This is a genomic window from Kineococcus haloalkalitolerans, assembly GCF_050871905.1.
Classification (GTDB): domain Bacteria; phylum Actinomycetota; class Actinomycetes; order Actinomycetales; family Kineococcaceae; genus Kineococcus.
This window is the reverse complement of record NZ_JBJLSH010000022.1, coordinates 21,647-37,738: the sequence shown is the minus strand read 5'-3', so window position 1 is coordinate 37,738 and position 16,092 is coordinate 21,647. Positions and strand designations below refer to the sequence as shown.

Annotated in this window: 15 protein-coding genes; 6 read left to right on the top strand and 9 right to left on the bottom strand. The window is 74.3% G+C overall.

Translation table 11 applies throughout. The annotated features are described in order from the left end of the window. Window positions 1-73: 73 nt before the first annotated feature. Genes ACRYMY_RS10465 through ACRYMY_RS10455 form a run of 3 tightly spaced genes read right to left on the bottom strand, consistent with a single transcriptional unit; the run spans window position 74 to window position 3,372 of the window. A complete protein-coding gene (locus ACRYMY_RS10465; RefSeq protein WP_432547197.1) occupies window positions 74-1,663 on the bottom strand; it encodes a phospholipase D family protein in 1,590 nt (529 codons plus the stop codon). After that, window positions 1,664-2,647 (bottom strand): cation diffusion facilitator family transporter, encoded by a 984-nt coding sequence (locus ACRYMY_RS10460; protein ID WP_432547196.1) that lies wholly within the window; start codon window positions 2,645-2,647, stop codon window positions 1,664-1,666. Then, the gene (locus ACRYMY_RS10455) at window positions 2,644-3,372 is read right to left on the bottom strand and encodes a transporter substrate-binding domain-containing protein (protein ID WP_432547195.1); all 729 of its coding nucleotides are present in this window, start codon (window positions 3,370-3,372) and stop codon (window positions 2,644-2,646) included. Before ACRYMY_RS10455 ends, ACRYMY_RS10460 begins: the two co-directional genes overlap by 4 nt. Window positions 3,373-3,616: 244 nt before the next feature. Here ACRYMY_RS10455 and ACRYMY_RS10450 point away from each other — a divergent pair, with 244 nt between their 5' ends. The 5 genes from ACRYMY_RS10450 to ACRYMY_RS10430 all read left to right on the top strand — a co-directional run bounded on the left by ACRYMY_RS10450 (window position 3,617) and on the right by ACRYMY_RS10430 (window position 7,613). After that, window positions 3,617-4,030: a TIGR03618 family F420-dependent PPOX class oxidoreductase gene (locus tag ACRYMY_RS10450; RefSeq protein WP_432547194.1), complete on the top strand. Its 414-nt coding sequence runs from the start codon at window positions 3,617-3,619 to the stop codon at window positions 4,028-4,030. Between the two features lie 42 nt (window positions 4,031-4,072). Next, window positions 4,073-5,221 carry a glutathione-independent formaldehyde dehydrogenase gene (locus ACRYMY_RS10445; protein WP_432547193.1) on the top strand — a complete coding sequence of 383 codons (1,149 nt, stop codon included), beginning with the start codon at window positions 4,073-4,075 and terminating at the stop codon, window positions 5,219-5,221. Beyond that, window positions 5,218-6,435, top strand: a complete 1,218-nt coding sequence (locus ACRYMY_RS10440; RefSeq protein WP_432547192.1) for a zinc-dependent alcohol dehydrogenase — start codon at window positions 5,218-5,220, stop codon at window positions 6,433-6,435. The genes ACRYMY_RS10445 and ACRYMY_RS10440 overlap by 4 nt, the downstream gene beginning before the upstream one ends. Window positions 6,436-6,576: 141 nt before the next feature. Next, complete coding sequence (locus ACRYMY_RS10435) at window positions 6,577-7,005, top strand: ChaB family protein (protein WP_432547191.1); 429 nt, start codon at window positions 6,577-6,579, stop codon at window positions 7,003-7,005. 77 nt (window positions 7,006-7,082) lie between these two features. Beyond that, window positions 7,083-7,613 carry a Uma2 family endonuclease gene (locus ACRYMY_RS10430; protein WP_432547190.1) on the top strand — a complete coding sequence of 177 codons (531 nt, stop codon included), beginning with the start codon at window positions 7,083-7,085 and terminating at the stop codon, window positions 7,611-7,613. A gap of 21 nt (window positions 7,614-7,634) precedes the next feature. Here the strand turns inward: ACRYMY_RS10430 and ACRYMY_RS10425 are convergent, their stop codons facing one another. From ACRYMY_RS10425 to ACRYMY_RS10400, 6 genes are all read right to left on the bottom strand, one after another. Continuing rightward, entirely contained in the window at window positions 7,635-8,075 is a 441-nt protein-coding gene (locus tag ACRYMY_RS10425) for a hypothetical protein (protein WP_432547189.1), read from the bottom strand. A 10-nt stretch (window positions 8,076-8,085) separates the two neighbouring features. Continuing rightward, complete coding sequence (gene dapB / locus ACRYMY_RS10420; RefSeq protein WP_432547188.1) at window positions 8,086-8,865, bottom strand: 4-hydroxy-tetrahydrodipicolinate reductase; 780 nt, start codon at window positions 8,863-8,865, stop codon at window positions 8,086-8,088. Next, entirely contained in the window at window positions 8,862-10,232 is a 1,371-nt protein-coding gene (locus ACRYMY_RS10415; RefSeq protein ID WP_432547187.1) for a M16 family metallopeptidase, read from the bottom strand. Before ACRYMY_RS10415 ends, dapB begins: the two co-directional genes overlap by 4 nt. Window position 10,233: 1 nt before the next feature. Then, on the bottom strand, window positions 10,234-12,489 hold the full coding sequence (locus ACRYMY_RS10410) for a polyribonucleotide nucleotidyltransferase (protein WP_432547186.1): 2,256 nt from the start codon (window positions 12,487-12,489) through the stop codon (window positions 10,234-10,236). A gap of 312 nt (window positions 12,490-12,801) precedes the next feature. Beyond that, on the bottom strand, window positions 12,802-13,071 hold the full coding sequence (rpsO, locus tag ACRYMY_RS10405; protein WP_242129612.1) for a 30S ribosomal protein S15: 270 nt from the start codon (window positions 13,069-13,071) through the stop codon (window positions 12,802-12,804). Between the two features lie 142 nt (window positions 13,072-13,213). Further along, window positions 13,214-14,230 carry a bifunctional riboflavin kinase/FAD synthetase gene (locus ACRYMY_RS10400; protein ID WP_432547185.1) on the bottom strand — a complete coding sequence of 339 codons (1,017 nt, stop codon included), beginning with the start codon at window positions 14,228-14,230 and terminating at the stop codon, window positions 13,214-13,216. Window positions 14,231-14,384: 154 nt separating this feature from the next. On the opposite strand from ACRYMY_RS10400, the gene pgi reads away from it, so the two are divergent. Next, the gene (gene pgi / locus ACRYMY_RS10395) at window positions 14,385-16,067 is read left to right on the top strand and encodes a glucose-6-phosphate isomerase (protein ID WP_432547184.1); all 1,683 of its coding nucleotides are present in this window, start codon (window positions 14,385-14,387) and stop codon (window positions 16,065-16,067) included. Window positions 16,068-16,092: the final 25 nt, after the last annotated feature.

Here is a 16,092-nt window from a genome sequence, read left to right as displayed (position 1 = left end):
GGCGCCGCCGGCGCGCACGGGCGGAGGTCGTTCGACGTCCACCCACCCCGCCGACCTGTGGACAGCGGGGACCTCAGCGCTCGCCCTGGTCGAGGACGTGGCGGTACAGCGGTGCCGCGAACGCCCGCTGCCACCACCGCAGCACCGGATCGCGGTGGACCCGCACCCGCCCCGCCGGACGGGGACCGCGGCGGCCGGTGTCGTGCCAGGCGTCCAGCGCGGCGGCGCTGCGTTCCAGCGCCGCTACCACGTCGTCGGGTCCCAGCAGGTCCGCGTCGTCGCCCTCGGCCCGGTCGAGGTGCTCGCGCAGCAACCGCAGCCGCAGGTCCCGGGCGAAGCGGCGCGCCCCGTCCCCCAGTCCGGCCGGGTCGGCGGGCTCGCGGAGGTCGCGCTCGGCATCGAGGACCGCGGCGGACAGCTCGGAGTCGTGGGTCCAGGAGCGGCGGTTGAGGTTGTCGCTGCGCACGCAGGCCCACACGTCGTCGACGACGGTGACCTTGGAGTGCACGTACACCGGCTCCCCGACGTGGTTCTCCAGGTCGAAGACGTGCACCCGTCCACCGCCGGCCGCCCGCAGCACCCGCAGCGCGCGGACCTGGCCCAGCAGCAGCGGCGGCCCGGCCAGCGGCCCGCCGCGCTTCGGCTCCCGCGGCAGCAGCACGACCAGGTGCAGGTCCGGGTTCTCCCGCAGTGGACCGGCGAACGTCTCCGCCACCTGCTCCGACCACAGGAACTGCTCCTCCACGTACACCAGCCGCCGCGCGCGGCGCAGGGCCTTGGCGTGCCCGCGGGCGGTGCTGCGCTCCCCGTGCGGGGCGAAGGGGTAGCGGGGGTGGCGGTGCGGGTAGGTGCGCAGCAGCTGCACCGCGCAGGAACCGGCGGGATCCGGCGCCGGGAGCTGCGCCGGCAGGCCCGGGGGGCGCCGCAGCAGGCGCCGGGCGAGATCGGGCACGAGCTGCCACGGCAGCAGGGACAGCGGCGCGCGGTCCTCCCACCGCTCCCGGAACACCGTCTCCACGTCCCGCACCGCCGGGCCGCGCACCTCCGCGCTCACGTCGTGCCAGGACGGACGCTCGCCGTACCGGCGCCCGAACGCCATCGTCTGGGCGTCCCCGCGGTGCCTGGCGTCGTCGCGACGGGAGTGGCCGAAGTCCAGGCTGCCGACGAAGGCGACGTCGTCGGCGGGGCGGGCGGCGTGGCGCACGACGAGGAACTTCTGGTGGTGGCTGCCCAGGGTGCGCACCCGCTGGTCCAGCACGACCTCCGCGCCCGGACCCTCCACGTGCTGGGCCAGGTAGCGGTTGCGCTCGGGCAGGACCTTCAGGACGTCCCACGGCGAGCGCCACACCAGGCCCTTCACCAGCGCCCCGCGGCGGGCGGCCGCCGACAGCGCCTGCGCGATCGTCGGCCCGTCACCGGTCAGCAGCTCGTCCGGGTCGCCCTGCCAATCGGCGAAGAACACCACGTCACCCTCGCCGGCACCCTCCAGCGCGGCGGCCACCCCCCGGAAGTACGCCACCCCGTCCACGAGGGGCCGGACCAGGTTGCCGCCGCTCCAGGCGGGCAGGACGGTGGCGCCGTTGCCGCGCTCGCCGCGATCGAGGAGCCAGGGGTGGCCGGCGCCCCCGTCGCCGGAGGCGGGGCGCCCGGTGGGTCCGGGCACTCAGCGGCTCCCTCGCCGCGGCAGCGACCCGTGCTCGTCGTGCAGTTCGGGCAGGAGCACCAGGACGACCTCCCGCAGGCGCCAGTCGAGCCGCTGCAGGTCTGCCATGGCCTCCTGCACCAGGCGGGGAAGCAGCGTCCCCGCCTCCTCCGGCACGACGTACACCTCGCCGGTGATGAGGTGGCCGTGCTCGCGCAGGCGCAGCTCGGCCTCACGCACCCACGCCAGGGACCGGACGTGCTGCTCCACCTCCTCGATGACCTGCAGCGGCTCCTGCTCGCCGGGGCTGGTGGGGATGCGGTCGATGAGGTCGGCGAAGGCCGCCTCGACGTTGCGGAAGCCGTCGCGGGTGATGTCCAGGGAGATGACGACGGCGGCCACCGCATCGGCCCACCACAGCCCCGCCCCGATGCCGAGGACGCCGATGATGGCGGCCACCGCCGTCATCCAGTCGGCGCGGTTCATCTGCGCATCGGCGTGGAGGACCTTGTCGTGCAGCTCCGCCGCCATCGGCAGCTTCACGCGGCCGAGGACGACCGCCGGTACCGCGCTCCAGACGAGGGCGGCGATCATCGGCCAGCCCAGCCACACCTGCTGCCCGAAGACCTCGACGAGCCCGATGGACGGGCGCTCCCGGGTCACCAGCCGCGACGCCGAGTCCGCGAAGAGCAGCGCACCCATCACCAGCAGCGCGAAGGAGGCGATGAGGTAAGCGGCGCTGACCACCCGGTGGAAGCCGTAGGGGAAGCGCTGGCTGGCCCCGCGTTCCCGGAAGCGGGAGGCCACGAGGAACGCGATGGGGGGCAGCAGGCTGAGCAGGTCCTCCACCCAGGCGGCCTTCATGGCCTGCGACTGACCCAGCACCAGCCCCATCAGCGCGACGGCGCTGACCAGGTAGGCCAGTGTCCACCACTCCAGGCGCACCGCGCGTCGGTAGAGCCGCTCGATCTCGGGCGGCATCTCGTGATCGGCGTAGACCCTCATGCACCCTCCTCGTCCAGCAGCCGCTGCACACGGGCGGGGTCCAGGCGCAGCAGGAACCGCTCGACCTCCACCTGCCAGCCGCTCTCACCCGGGCGCACCGCCCACACGTGCTGGTCCGAGCGCAGCTCCACCTCCGTCTCCCGCAGCCCGTGCAGGTCCAGCTGCCAGTCCTCCACGGCCACCGGGCCGGTGCCCTCGCCCGCGTCGGGCACGACCTGCGGCTCGGCGCCGGCGGCCCGCAGCAGGCCCTCCAGCTGCGAGTCGGCCTCCAGCCGCACGGTGCGGCCCTCCACGTCCTCCGGGGCGGGCTCACCCTCCGGCACGGCCACGACGGAACGGGTGGTGACGTAGGGACGGGTGAAGGTCACCTGCGCCGTCCACGGGTCCTGGTCCGTCAGCCCCCCGACGACCAGGTCCAGCGCCCCGTCGTGCAGGCCGGACACCAGCTCCGCCGTGGCGCCGGGGACCCAGGCCACCTCGGCGTCCACCTGGTGGGCGAGGTCCTGCACGAGCCGCACCTCCACTCCCCGCGGCTGCGGACCAGTGGCACTGGCCCACGGATCCGCCTCGACCACGCCGACGCGCAGGGTGCCACCACGCACTCGTTCCAGGGTGCCGTCGACGTCACGCGGCCACTGGCACCCCGCGGCCAGGATCCCCACCACGAGCGCTGCCGCACCGGTGCGCAGCCGTGACCGCACGACCTCTCCTGCCGCTCGCCGCATCCGCGCAGCCTCCCAGGCCGTCCCGGGACGGCGCGCTCGCGGTGGTGCGCCACGGGCAGGGACTGACGCGGCGCAGCGCCCGCCAGCGGGTCCCGGGGTGGGCGGTGCTGTGCTCGGCGGAGGCACGGACGGGGTTCCGTCGGCGCTCCAGCCCCGCGTGCTGCCCAGCGCGCCCGACCCGCCCGGCGGGGACGCGTCCCCACCGGAGCGCATGGGCACCGGCGCCGGTGGGTAGGCGGTCGGTGTGGCTGACACGAAGGACGGTCCGGAGCTGCACCCCACGACCGAAGAGCTGGCGAGCGGGCCGAACTTCGCCGCCATGTCCACGCTGCTGCCGAGCGGACGCGTCCAGACCCAGTACGTCTGGGTCGGCGTCGACGGCGGCCGGCTGTACGTCAACACCGAGGTGCACCGGCAGAAGTTCCTCGACCTCGAGCGCGACGCCCGCGTGACCATCGCCATCCGTGACGAGCAGAACCCTTACCGCTACGCGGAGGTGCGCGGGACGGCCGGCGACGTCGAGCGCGGGCAGGCCGCCCGCGACCGGATCGACGAACTGTCGCAGAAGTACGAGGGCCGGCCCTACCCGCCGGAGCAGATCAAGACGGAGCGGGTCACGGTGTTCGTCGTGCCCGAGCGGCAGACCGTCGCCGACTGACCCGCTCCCCCACCAGAGCCAGGAACCCCCAGGAGGAGGATCGTGAAGGCTGTCGTCTACCGAGGCCCGAAGACCGTCGCCGTCGAGGAGGTCCCCGACGCGCGCGTGGAGAACCCCACGGACGCCGTCGTGCGCATCACCACGACGAACATCTGCGGGTCCGACCTGCACATGTACGAGGGGCGCACCAGCGTCGAGGAGGGCAAGGTCCTCGGCCACGAGAACACCGGGATCGTCGAGGCCGTCGGTGACGGCGTCGACCGCGTCAAGGTCGGCGACCGGGTCTCGGTGCCCTTCAACATCGCCTGCGGCACCTGCCGCAACTGCGTGCACGGCTGGACGTCGTTCTGCCTGCGCACCAACCCCACCGAGGGCATGGACGGCGCGGCCTACGGCTACGCCAACATGGGCCCCTACGACGGCGGGCAGGCGGAGTTCCTGCGCGTGCCGTTCGCGGACTTCAACCTGCTCGAGCTGCCGGAGGGCACCGAGCACGAGAACGACTTCACGATGCTCTCGGACATCTTCCCCACCGGCTGGCACGGGGTGGAGCTGTCCGGGATGGTCCCCGGCGACGACGTCGCGGTGTTCGGCGCGGGCCCCGTCGGGCTCATGGCCGCCCACAGCGCCCTGATCAAGGGCGCCGCGCGGGTGTTCGTCGTCGACAAGGAGGCCGACCGGCTGCGGCTGGCCGAGAGCATCGGCGCGGTCCCGGTGGACTTCTCGCGGGCCGACCCGGTCGAGCAGATCACCGAGGCCACGCGGGGCCGCGGCGTCGACCGCGGCGTGGAGGCCGTCGGGTACCAGGCCCACGACCCCTCCGGCGAGGAGCACCCCGAGCTGGTGCTGGACAACCTCGTGCAGGTGGTGCGCGCCACCGGCGGCACCGGCGTCGTGGGCGTCTACATGCCCCAGGACCCGGGCGCGGCCACCGAGGGCGCCCAGCAGGGCCGCATCGGCTGGGACTACGGCACCTTCTTCACCAAGGGCCAGTCCATGGGCACCGGTCAGGCGCCCGTCATGCGCTACAACCGCCAGCTGCGCGACCTCATCGTCGCCGGCCGCGCGACGCCCGGGTTCATCGTGTCCCACGAGCTGGGCCTGGACCAGGCAGCCGAGGGCTACGCGCGGTTCGACGCGCGCGAGGACGGCTGGACCAAGGTCCTCCTGCACCCCGGGCAGAGCTCGTGAAGGCGGTCGTGTGGCACGGGGTCGGCGACATCCGGCTCGACGAGGTGCCCGACCCCAGGATCCAGGACCCGTACGACGCCGTCGTGCGGGTGACCACGAGCGCGATCTGCGGGACCGACCTGCACTTCGTGCGCGGCACCATGAGCGGCATGCGCGAGGGCACGGTCCTCGGCCACGAGGCCGTCGGGGTCGTCGAGGAGGTGGGCCCGCAGGTGCGCAACCTGCGGCCCGGTGACCGCGTGGTGCTCCCGTCGACCGTCGCGTGCGGGTCCTGCTCGTACTGCCGCGCCGGGTACTACTCCCAGTGCGACAACGCCAACCCGGGCGGCAGGACCGCCGGGACCACGTTCTTCGGCGGGCCGGAGGCCGCCGGCGGCCTGGACGGCATGCAGGCCGAGCTCGTCCGGGTGCCGTTCGCGCACGTCGGGCCCGTCAGGGTCCCCGACTCCGTGACCGACGACCAGGCCATCATGATCTCGGACATCTTCCCCACCGCCTGGTTCGGGGCGAAGCTCGCCGAGGTCCGCGACGGCAACACCGTCGCGGTCTTCGGCGCCGGCCCCGTCGGGTTGTTCGCGGTCCTGTCCGCGTTCCGGCAGGGCGCCGGGCGGGTGGTCGTCGTCGACGGCATCGCCTCGCGCCTGGACGCCGCCCGCCGGCTGGGCGCCGAGACGGTCGACTTCAACACCGAGGACCCCGTCACCGTCCTGCGGGACATCACCGGCGGCGTCGGCCCGGACCGGGTGATCGACGCCGTCGGGGTCGACTCCGAGCGCCCCGTGAGCGGTCCGGCCGCGGAGGCCTCGGAGCAGCAGGCGGAGCGGTTCGCGGCCGAGGTGGCCGGCAACGCGCCGGAGACGAACCAGCGGGGCGACACCTGGAAGCCGGGTGACGCCCCCTCCCAGGCCGCCCAGTGGTACGTGCAGGCCATCGCCAAGGCGGGCACCGTCGGGATCATCGGGGTGTACCCGCCGACGATGGACAGCTTCCCCATCGGGCAGGCGATGAACAAGAACCTCGTGCTGAAGATGGGCAACTGCGAGCACCGCCGGTACCTGCCGCCGCTGCTCGACCTGGTCGCCTCCGGGCTGGTGGACCCCTCCACCGTCCTCACCCAGGACCTCCCGCTGGCGCAGGACGCGCTCGAGGCCTACGAGCGCTTCGACCGCCGCGAACCCGGGTGGGTCAAGACGGTGCTGACGCCGGGGGCCTGACCACCGGGACGACGGCCGGACGGGGACCGGTGGGGGCGTGCGCCGGCCGCGCGCGCCCCCACCGCCGTCCGGTCGGCGTGTGGGAGGCGGCCTCGGCGGGTACTGCACCGGAGCAGGACCAGCACCGCGACGGAGGAGAACATGCCCAAGAGCACCGGGTCCGGGCAGCCGGCCCAGGACGAGCTGCCCAGCACGCTGCAGCGCTCGGACGAGAAGGCCCAGCGCACGTACGCGGCAGCCCTGGACTCCGCGGAGGACACGTACGGCGACGGCGAGCGCGCCCACCGCACCGCCTACAGCGCGCTGAAGCACACGCACGAGAAGGTCGGCGACCACTGGGAGCCGAAGGAGGGCGGGCGCAAGGGCCCCTCCGACGCGCAGGCCGAGGGCGGCCGCGACACCGACCGCCCCACCGCCGGCGGGGTGGACACCAACGCCACCAAGGCCCACCTGCAGGACGTCGCCAAGCGGCTGGGCGTGCCCGGGCGCTCGCGGATGAGCAAGGACGAGCTCGTCGAGGGCATCCGGAAGGCGAACGACCGCGCGACGCGGCGGGCGCGCGAGGACTGAGGCGGCGGGGGACGCTCCAGCGGTGGCGAACCGCTCCACCCCCTCGCCCCCGAGCTCCCGGCTGGGACGATGACCGCATGAGCGCGACCACGATCGTCGCCCACGGCGGCGTCCTGGACGACTGGCTGCAGCGTCGGCGCGCTCTGGGCCTGGACAAGCGCGACGAGGTCTGGAACGGCACCCACCACGTGGCACCGCACGCCCACGCCAGCCACGGCCGCCTGGCCGCCCGCCTCGTCGTCGTCCTGGACGGTCCTGCGAGCGCTGCGGGACTCGTGGCGCTGACGGAGTTCAACCTCGGTGTCGAGGACGACTTCCGCGTGCCCGACCTGGGCCTGGTCCGTCAGCAGGACGAGGCGGACCTGGGCCTGTACCTGCCCACCGCCGAGGTCGTCGTCGGGATCGTCTCCCCCGACGACGCCAGCCGCGCGAAGATCCCCTCCTACCTGGGCCGGGGAGTGCGTGAGGTGTGGCTGATCGACCCCGCCGAGCGCGTCCTGACCGTCCACACGTCCGACGCCCGGGACGCCGGTCCCGCCGGCCGGCCCGCGCGCAGCGCCGTCCTGGGCCTGGACGTCGAGGAGGTCACCCGCCGTCTCGGCTGGTGAGCGCCGGTCAGCGCCCGGCGTTCAGCCCCCGGTGTGCAGGCGCACGGCGTGCCGGGCCGCCGCGCGGGCGCGCCGGCGGTCCCCGGCCGCGTCGTAGGCCAGCGCGAGGCGGTACCAGGCGCCCGCGTCACCGGGGGTGGCCTCCACCTCGCCGCGGTACCGCTCGTACATCTCCTGCCCCGCGGCGCGGTCCACGCGGCCGCTGGCGGTGCGGCGCAGGTCGTCCACGGGCAGCTCGCCGCGCTCGGCCAGCTCGCGGCCCAGGCGCTCGGTGGCGCGGCCGAAGGAGATCTCCCGCCACACCGCGTACGCGCCGACGAGCGGGAAGGCCAGCAGCGCGGTGCCGAGGGCGGCACCGGCCCAGTCCCCCGTGCCCAGCAGCAGGACGCCGAGCCGGCCCAGCAGGACGAAGTAGACGAGCAGGGCGGCCACCGACACCGCGATGACCACCTTGGTGCGCACGGCGGCCGCCTCAGCCCAGGTCGAGGTAGTGCTCGAGGCCGATCGTCACCCCGGGGCGGGAGACGACCTCGCGGACCCCCAGCAGCAGCCCGGGCATGTAGGCGGCCCGGTCGTAGGTGTCGTCGCGCAGGGTCAGGGTCTCCCCCGGCCCGCCGAGGACGACCTCCTGGTGGGCCGTGGCCCCCCGCACCCGCAGGGCGTGGACGTGGATGCCGTCCACGACGGTGCCGCGCGCGCCGTCCAGCTGCTGCTCGGTGGCGTCGGGCACGTCGCCCAGCCCGGCCTCGGCGCGCGCCGCGGCGATGAGCTGCGCGGTGCGCACGGCCGAGCCGGAGGGCGCGTCGACCTTGCCGGGGTGGTGGGTCTCCACGACCTCCACCGACTCGAAGAAGCGGGCGGCCTGCCGGGCGAACTGCATGACCAGGACGGCGCCCAGGCCGAAGTTCGTGGCGACCAGCACGCCCAGGTGCGGCGCGGAGGCCGACCAGCCGCGCAGCGTCTCGTAGCGCTCGGCGTCCCAGCCGGTGGTGCCGGTGACCACGTGCAGGTCGTGGGTGAGGGCGAACTCGACGTTGCCCATGACCGACGACGGCACCGTGAGGTCGACGAGGACGTCGGCGCCCACGGCGTCGCGCAGGTCGTCCCCGCGACCGATCTCGGCGACCAGCTCCAGGTCCTCGGCGGCTGAGACGGCGCGCACGGCCTCGCGCCCCATCCGCCCGCGCGCGCCCACCACCGCGACCCGCAGCGGCGGGCGCCGCAGCTCGCCGGCGCCCGGGCCGACGCTCACGGGAGCACCCCGCGGAAGGCGCGGTCGTCGGCGAAGGGACCCACGACGGTGACGGCCCGCGGCCGCCCGACGATCTCGGCGGCCATCGCCTGCACGTCGTCGGCCGTCACGGCCCGCACCCGCGCCAGGACGGTGTCCAGGTCGAGGAAGACGCCGTGCACCAGCTCGGCCTTGCCCAGGCGGTTCATCCGGGCGCCGGAGTCCTCCAGGCCCAGCACGAGGCCGCCGGCCAGCTGGCCGATCCCCCGCTGCAGCTCCTCGGTGTCCAGGCCGCGCTCGGCCAGGCCGACGAGCTCGGCGAGCATCAGCTCGGCCACCTGCCCCGCCTTGGCGGGCGAGCAGCCGGCGTACAGGCCGACGTAGCCGGAGTCGGCGTAGTTGGCCGCGAAGCTGTACACCGAGTAGGCCAGCCCGCGCTTCTCGCGGACCTCCTGGAACAGCCGGCTGCTCATGCCGCCGCCCAGGACGGCGTTGAGGACCGACAGGGTGAAGCGCCGCTCGTCGGTGGCGGTGAGCCCGGTGGTGCCCAGCAGCACGTGCGCCTGCTCGGTGGGGCGCTCCACGACGAGGACCTGCGAGGCGGTGAGACCGCCGCTGGTGCCGCCGGTGCGCCGCGGCGCGGGCGCGGCCTCGCCCAGGGTGCCGGCGGCGCGCGCCAGCTCCCGCTCGACGGTCTCCACGACCTCGTCGTGGTCCAGACCGCCCGCGGCCGTGAACACCAGCTGGGAGGGCTGGTAGTGGCGCCGGTAGTGCGCCCACACGTCGTCGCGGCCGACGGCGCGGATGGTCTCCGGGGTACCGCCGATGGGCCGGGCCAGCGGGTGGTCGCCCAGGACGAGCTCGGCGAAGCGCTCGTGGGCGACGTCGCCGGGGTCGTCGTCGTTCATCGCCAGCTCCTCGAGGATGACCTCGCGCTCGGAGGCGAAGTCGTCCTCGTCGAGGACGGCGCTGGTGACCATGTCGGTGACGACGTCGACGGCCATCGGCAGGTCCTCGTCGAGGACCCGCGCGTAGTACGTCGTGTGCTCCTTGCCCGTGGCGGCGTTGGCCTCCCCGCCGACCGCGTCGAACGCGGTGGCGATGTCCATGGCGTCGCGCCGCTCGGTGCCCTTGAACAGCAGGTGCTCGAGGAAGTGCGTGGAGCCGTGGTGGCCGTCGTCCTCGTCGCGCGAGCCGACCCCCACCCAGCAGCCGACGGTGGCCGACCGCTGGGCGGGCACGGACTCGGTGAGGACGCGCACGCCCGAGGGCAGGACGGTGCGGCGGACCACCGCACCGTCCTGCTCGGACAGCGTCGTCGTCACCGGGGCCCCGCCGGCCGCCGTGGTCGGCAGCTCGGCGGGACCCGGTGCGGTGCGGTCGGGCACGTCAGGCGTCGGCCGGCTCGGTGGCCGCGGCGGCGTCACCGGCGTCACCGGCGGTCTCCTCCTCGGCCACGACGGGCACGAGGGAGAGCTTGCCGCGCGGGTCGATCTCGGCGATCTCCACCTGGACCTTCTGGCCGACGGAGACGACGTCCTCGACGTTGTCCACGCGCTTGCCGCCGGCGAGCTTGCGCAGCTGCGAGATGTGCAGCAGGCCGTCCTTGCCGGGCAGCAGCGAGACGAACGCGCCGAAGGTCGTCGTCTTGACGACGGTGCCGAGGTAGCGCTCGCCGACCTCGGGCATCGTCGGGTTGGCGATCGCGTTGACCGCCGCGCGCGCCGCCTCGGCCGAGGGGCCGTCGACCGCGCCGATGAACACCGTGCCGTCGTCCTCGATGGAGATGTCGGCGCCGGTGTCCTCCTGGATCTGGTTGATCATCTTGCCCTTGGGGCCGATGACCTCGCCGATCTTGTCCACGGGCACCTTGACGGTGATGATCCGCGGGGCGGTGGGCGACATCTCGTCGGGGGCGTCGATGGCCTCGGCCATGACGTCGAGGATGTGCAGGCGCGCGTCGCGGGCCTGGGTCAGCGCCCCGGCCAGGACGGAGGCGGGGATGCCGTCCAGCTTGGTGTCCAGCTGGATGGCGGTGACGAACTCCTTGGTGCCGGCGACCTTGAAGTCCATGTCGCCGAAGGCGTCCTCGGCGCCGAGGATGTCGGTCAGCGCCGCGTACCGGGTCTCGCCGTCGACCGTGTCGGAGATGAGACCCATCGCGATGCCGGCGACGGGGGCGCGCAGCGGCACACCCGCGTTGAGCAGCGACAGCGTCGAGGCGCAGACCGAGCCCATCGAGGTGGAGCCGTTGGAGCCCAGCGCCTCGGAGACCTGGCGGATCGCGTAGGGGAACTCCTCGCGGGCCGGCAGGACCGGGACGAGGGCGCGCTCGGCCAGGGCCCCGTGGCCGATCTCGCGGCGCTTGGGCGAGCCCACGCGGCCGGTCTCACCGGTGGAGTACGGCGGGAAGTTGTAGTTGTGCATGTAGCGCTTGCGCGTCACCGGGGACAGCGTGTCCAGCTGCTGCTCCATGCGGAGCATGTTCAGCGTGGTGACACCCAGGATCTGGGTCTCGCCGCGCTCGAAGAGCGCCGAGCCGTGCACGCGGGGCAGGACCTCGACCTCGGCACCCAGGGTGCGGATGTCGGCCAGGCCGCGGCCGTCGATGCGCACGCCGTCGGTGAGGACGCGCTGGCGGACCAGCGACTTCTGCACCGAGCGGAACGCGGCGGAGACCTCCTTCTCGCGACCGGCGAAGGAGTCGGCGAGCTGGGCCTTGACGGCGTCCTTGATCTCGTCGATGCGCGACTCGCGCTCCTGCTTGCCGCCGATCTGCAGCGCGGCCGTCAGGTCCTGCGAGCTGGCGGCCAGGACGGCCTCGTAGGCGTCGTCCTGGTAGTCCGGGAAGGTCGGGAAGTGCGCGGTGGGCTTGGCGGCCGTCGCGGCCACCTCGGCCTGGGCGCGGACGAGCTCGGCGATGAAGGGCTTGGCGGCCTCCAGCCCGGCGGCCACGACCTCCTCGGTGGGGGCGGTCGCGCCCTGCTCCTTGACGAGGGTCCACGAACCCTCGGTCGCCTCGGCCTCGACCATCATGATCGCGACGTCCTGCGACCCGTCGGCGGCGGTCACGACGCGGCCGGCGACGACCATGTCGAAGACGGCGCGCTCGAGCTCGGAGTAGCGCGGGAAGGCGACCCACTGGTCGTCGATGAGCGCGATGCGCACGCCGCCGATGGGGCCGGAGAACGGCAGGCCCGACAGCTGGGTCGACAGCGACGCGGCGTTGATGGCCACGACGTCGTAGGCGTCGTCGGGGTGCAGCGCCATGACGGACACCACGACCTGGACCTCGTTGCGCAGGCCCTTGACGAAGCTGGGGCGCAGCGGGCGGTCGATGAGCCGGCAGGTGAGGATCGCCTCGGTCGAGGGGCGGCCCTCGCGGCGGAAGAACGAGCCGGGGATCTTCCCGGCGGCGTAGCTGCGCTCCTCGACGTCCACCGTGAGCGGGAAGAAGTCGAACTGGTCCTTGGGGGACTTGCCGGCGGTGGTGGCGCTCAGCAGGAACGAGTCGTCGTCGAGGTAGACGGCGGCGGAGCCGGCGGCCTGGCGGGCGAGGCGGCCCGTCTCGAAGCGGACGGTGCGGGTGCCGAAAGAGCCGTTGTCGATGACGGCTTCGGCGGCGGTGATCTCAGGACCCTCCACGGGTTCCTCCTCCGTTGCGTTCGGAGCACCCGCGCGTGCCGGGAGGGGGTCCCCTCCCGTCCGGCCTTCGATCGAGGCCCACGGGCGCCGGGGCGCCCGGAGGCCACTACCGAGGACCGGCACGACGCTGCGGGGTGCTCGGGGGGTGTGCTCGGGTCGTGCTGGGTGGTGCGGGGGGCGGTCCCGCCGTGCGGGGCCTCCCCGAGTCTGCCGCCTGCGGCCCCCTCGCGCGCCGCGAGGGGCCGCGAGGGGCCGCGAGGGGCAGGACGGCAGCAGGGGCGGTCCCGACCGGCGGGACCGCCCCTGCTCGCCTCAGCGGCGGATGCCGACGCGCTCGATGATCGAGCGGTAGCGGTTGATGTCCTTCTTCGCCATGTACTGCAGCAGACGGCGGCGCTGGCCGACCAGCAGCAGCAGGCCGCGCCGGCTGTGGTGGTCGTGCTGGTGCGTCTTGAGGTGCTCCGTCAGGTCGCGGATGCGCTGGGTCAGCATGGCGACCTGCACCTCCGGCGAGCCGGTGTCGCCCTCGCTGGTGGCGTACTCGGCGATGATCTTCTTCTTGACGTCGGCGTCGAGCGGCACTGACCTCTCCTGATCACTCGTTGCGCGGTGCCTCGGGGCTGGTCCACCCGGGCTCTCTGGGTCCGCGGCCGGCAGAACGGCGGTCCCCAGGCTACCAGCGCGGGCCCGGCCCGCCCCCACGGGCGGTCGCGGGCGACGACGGTCAGCCCGCCCGGTCGGCCCGGTCGGCGCGCTCGGTCAGCCCGAGGGCGCGGCGGCACTCCTCCACGTCGCGGTGCATCTGGCGCACCAGCGCGTCCGCGTCGCCGAAGCGCAGCGTCGGGCGCAGCCGCTCGACGAGGTCGAGGTCCACGCGCTCGCCGTACAGGTCCAGGTCGGGCCCGGCGTCCAGGCAGTGCGCCTCCACCTGCCGGCGCACCCCGTCGAAGGTGGGGTTGGTGCCGATGGACACGGCCGCGGGCAGCCGCCGCCCGTCGGCGCGCCGCAGCCACCCGGCGTACACGCCGTCCGCGGGCACGAGCTGCTCCAGGCGCTCGCCGTCGAGGTTGGCCGTCGGGTAGCCCAGCTCGCGGCCGCGGTGGTCGCCGTGCACCACGGTGGACGTCAGGCGGTGCTCGTGCCCCATGACCTCCGCCGCCCGGCGCACGTCCCCGGCCGCCAGCGCCTCGCGCACGGCCGTGGACGACCAGCGCGGCACGGGCGCGCGGCCGGGCAGCGCGGGGTCGCCCAGGTCGTCCAGCGCGACGACCTCGAAGCCGTGGCGGGCGCCCAGCTCCTGCATCGTCGACAGGTCGCCGGCGTTGCGGTGCCCGAAGCGCACGTCGTGGCCCACGACGACGGCGCGCGCCAGCAGCGCCTCGACGACGACCTCGCGCACGAACCGCTCGGGGCTCCAGGCGGCCAGCTCGCGCGTGAAGGGCAGGACGAGCACGGCGTCCAGGCCGGTGGCGGCCAGCAGCTCCAGCTTGTGCTCCAGCTCCGTCAGCAGGCCGGGGGCGCGCTCGGGCTGCAGCACGCGCAGCGGGTGCGGCTCGAAGGTGACCGCCACGGCGGCCGCGCCCAGCGACCGGGCCGTCTCGACGACCCGCCCGAGGACCGCGCGGTGCCCGCGGTGCACGCCGTCGAAGTTGCCGACGGTGACGACCGAGGGGCGCGCGGCCCACTCCTGGTCGGCGGCGCGCGCCGCCCGGACGTCGTCGAGACCCCGCCAGCGCTGCACGCTGCCACTGTGCCAGCCGGGGCCGCCGCGGCCGGTGGACGGGTCCCCGGGCGCCCGGGCGGGCGGCTGGCTAGCGTTCTGGGCGCCGACGACGACGCAGCCAGACGCACCGACACGCAGCACCGACGAGACCCGCGCGACCTGGAGGTCAGCAGTGAGCACGAATCCCGTGGACCCGGCCGGCACGAGCGCCTGGGCGGCGCTCACCGACCACGCCGCCGCCACCACCCCCGACCTGCGGGCGTGGTTCGCCGACGACCCCGGCCGGGCCGAGCGCCTGACCTTCGACGCGGCCGACCTGCACGTGGACCTGTCGAAGAACCTCGTGACGGACGAGACGCTGCGCCTGCTGCTGCAGCTGGCCGAGGAGACCCGCGTCGGCGAGCGCCTGCGCGCCATGTTCGCCGGCGAGCGCATCAACGTCACCGAGGACCGCGCCGTCCTGCACACGGCGCTGCGCCGCCCGCCGGGCGCGCAGCCGCCGCTCGTGGTCGAGGGCCAGGACGTCGACGCCGACGTGCAGCGCGAGCTGGAGAAGGTGTTCGCCTTCGCCGACGCGGTGCGCTCGGGCGCGTGGACGGGTGTCACGGGCAAGCGCATCACGACGGTGGTGAACATCGGCATCGGCGGCTCCGACCTCGGCCCGGTGATGGCGTACGAGGCGCTGGCGCCGTACGTGCAGGACGGCCTGGAGTGCCGGTTCGTCTCCAACATCGACCCCACGGACGTGGCGCGCACGACCCGCGGCCTGGACCCGGAGACGACGCTGTTCGTCGTGGCCTCCAAGACGTTCGGCACGCTGGAGACGCTGACGAACGCGCGCCTGGCGCGGCAGTGGCTGTGGGACGGCCTGGCCGCCGCGGGCGCCCTGGCCGACGACGACGAGGCGCGCCGCGGGGCGGTCGCGAAGCACTTCGTGGCGGTGTCGACGGCGCTGGAGAAGGTCGAGGCGTTCGGCATCGACCCGGCGAACGCCTTCGGGTTCTGGGACTGGGTGGGCGGTCGCTACTCGGTCGACTCGGCCATCGGCACGTCCCTGGCCGTGGCGATCGGCCCGGAGCGCTTCCGCGAGTTCCTCGCCGGTTTCCACGCCGTCGACGAGCACGTGCGCACGACGCCGTTCGAGCGCAACGTCCCGGTCCTCATGGGCCTGCTGAACGTCTGGTACGTGAACTTCCTCGGCGCCCACACGCACGCCGTCCTGCCGTACTCGCAGCTGCTGCACCGGTTCCCGGCGTACCTGCAGCAGCTGACGATGGAGTCCAACGGCAAGTCGGTGCGCTGGGACGGCACACCGGTGGGCACCCACACCGGCGAGGTGTTCTGGGGCGAGCCGGGCACCAACGGCCAGCACGCCTTCTACCAGCTGATCCACCAGGGCACCCGGATCGTGCCGGCCGACTTCATCGCCGTGGCCGAGCCGGCGCACCCGCTCAGCGACGGCGGCACCGACGTGCACGCGCTGTTCCTGGCGAACTTCTTCGCCCAGACCAAGGCGCTGGCGTTCGGCAAGACCGCCGATGAGGTGCGCGCGGAGGGCACGGACGAGTCGGTCGTGCCCGCACGCGTGTTCTCCGGCAACCGCCCGACGACGTCGGTCCTGGCGCCGGCGCTGACCCCGTCGGTGCTGGGCCAGCTCATCGCGCTGTACGAGCACGTCACGTTCGTGCAAGGCGCCGTGTGGGGCATCGACAGCTTCGACCAGTGGGGCGTGGAGCTCGGCAAGAAGCTCGCGCTGGAGATCGCCCCGGCGCTGACCGGCGACGAGGAGGCGCTGGCCGCGCAGGACCCCTCGACCGCCGCGCTGATCCGGTACTACCGGCAGCACCGCTCCTGAGCGGTCCCCCGTCTTACGATCGCCG

What these genes read in the sequence shown, in the direction of transcription:
- ACRYMY_RS10460 (WP_432547196.1), bottom strand. Translation starts at nt 2,647, where the DNA reads ATGAGGGTCTACGCCGATCACGAGATGCCGCCCGAGATCGAGCGGCTC.
- ACRYMY_RS10455 (WP_432547195.1), bottom strand. Translation starts at nt 3,372, where the DNA reads ATGCGGCGAGCGGCAGGAGAGGTCGTGCGGTCACGGCTGCGCACCGGT.
- ACRYMY_RS10435 (WP_432547191.1), top strand. Translation starts at nt 6,577, where the DNA reads ATGCCCAAGAGCACCGGGTCCGGGCAGCCGGCCCAGGACGAGCTGCCC.
- ACRYMY_RS10430 (WP_432547190.1), top strand. Translation starts at nt 7,083, where the DNA reads ATGAGCGCGACCACGATCGTCGCCCACGGCGGCGTCCTGGACGACTGG.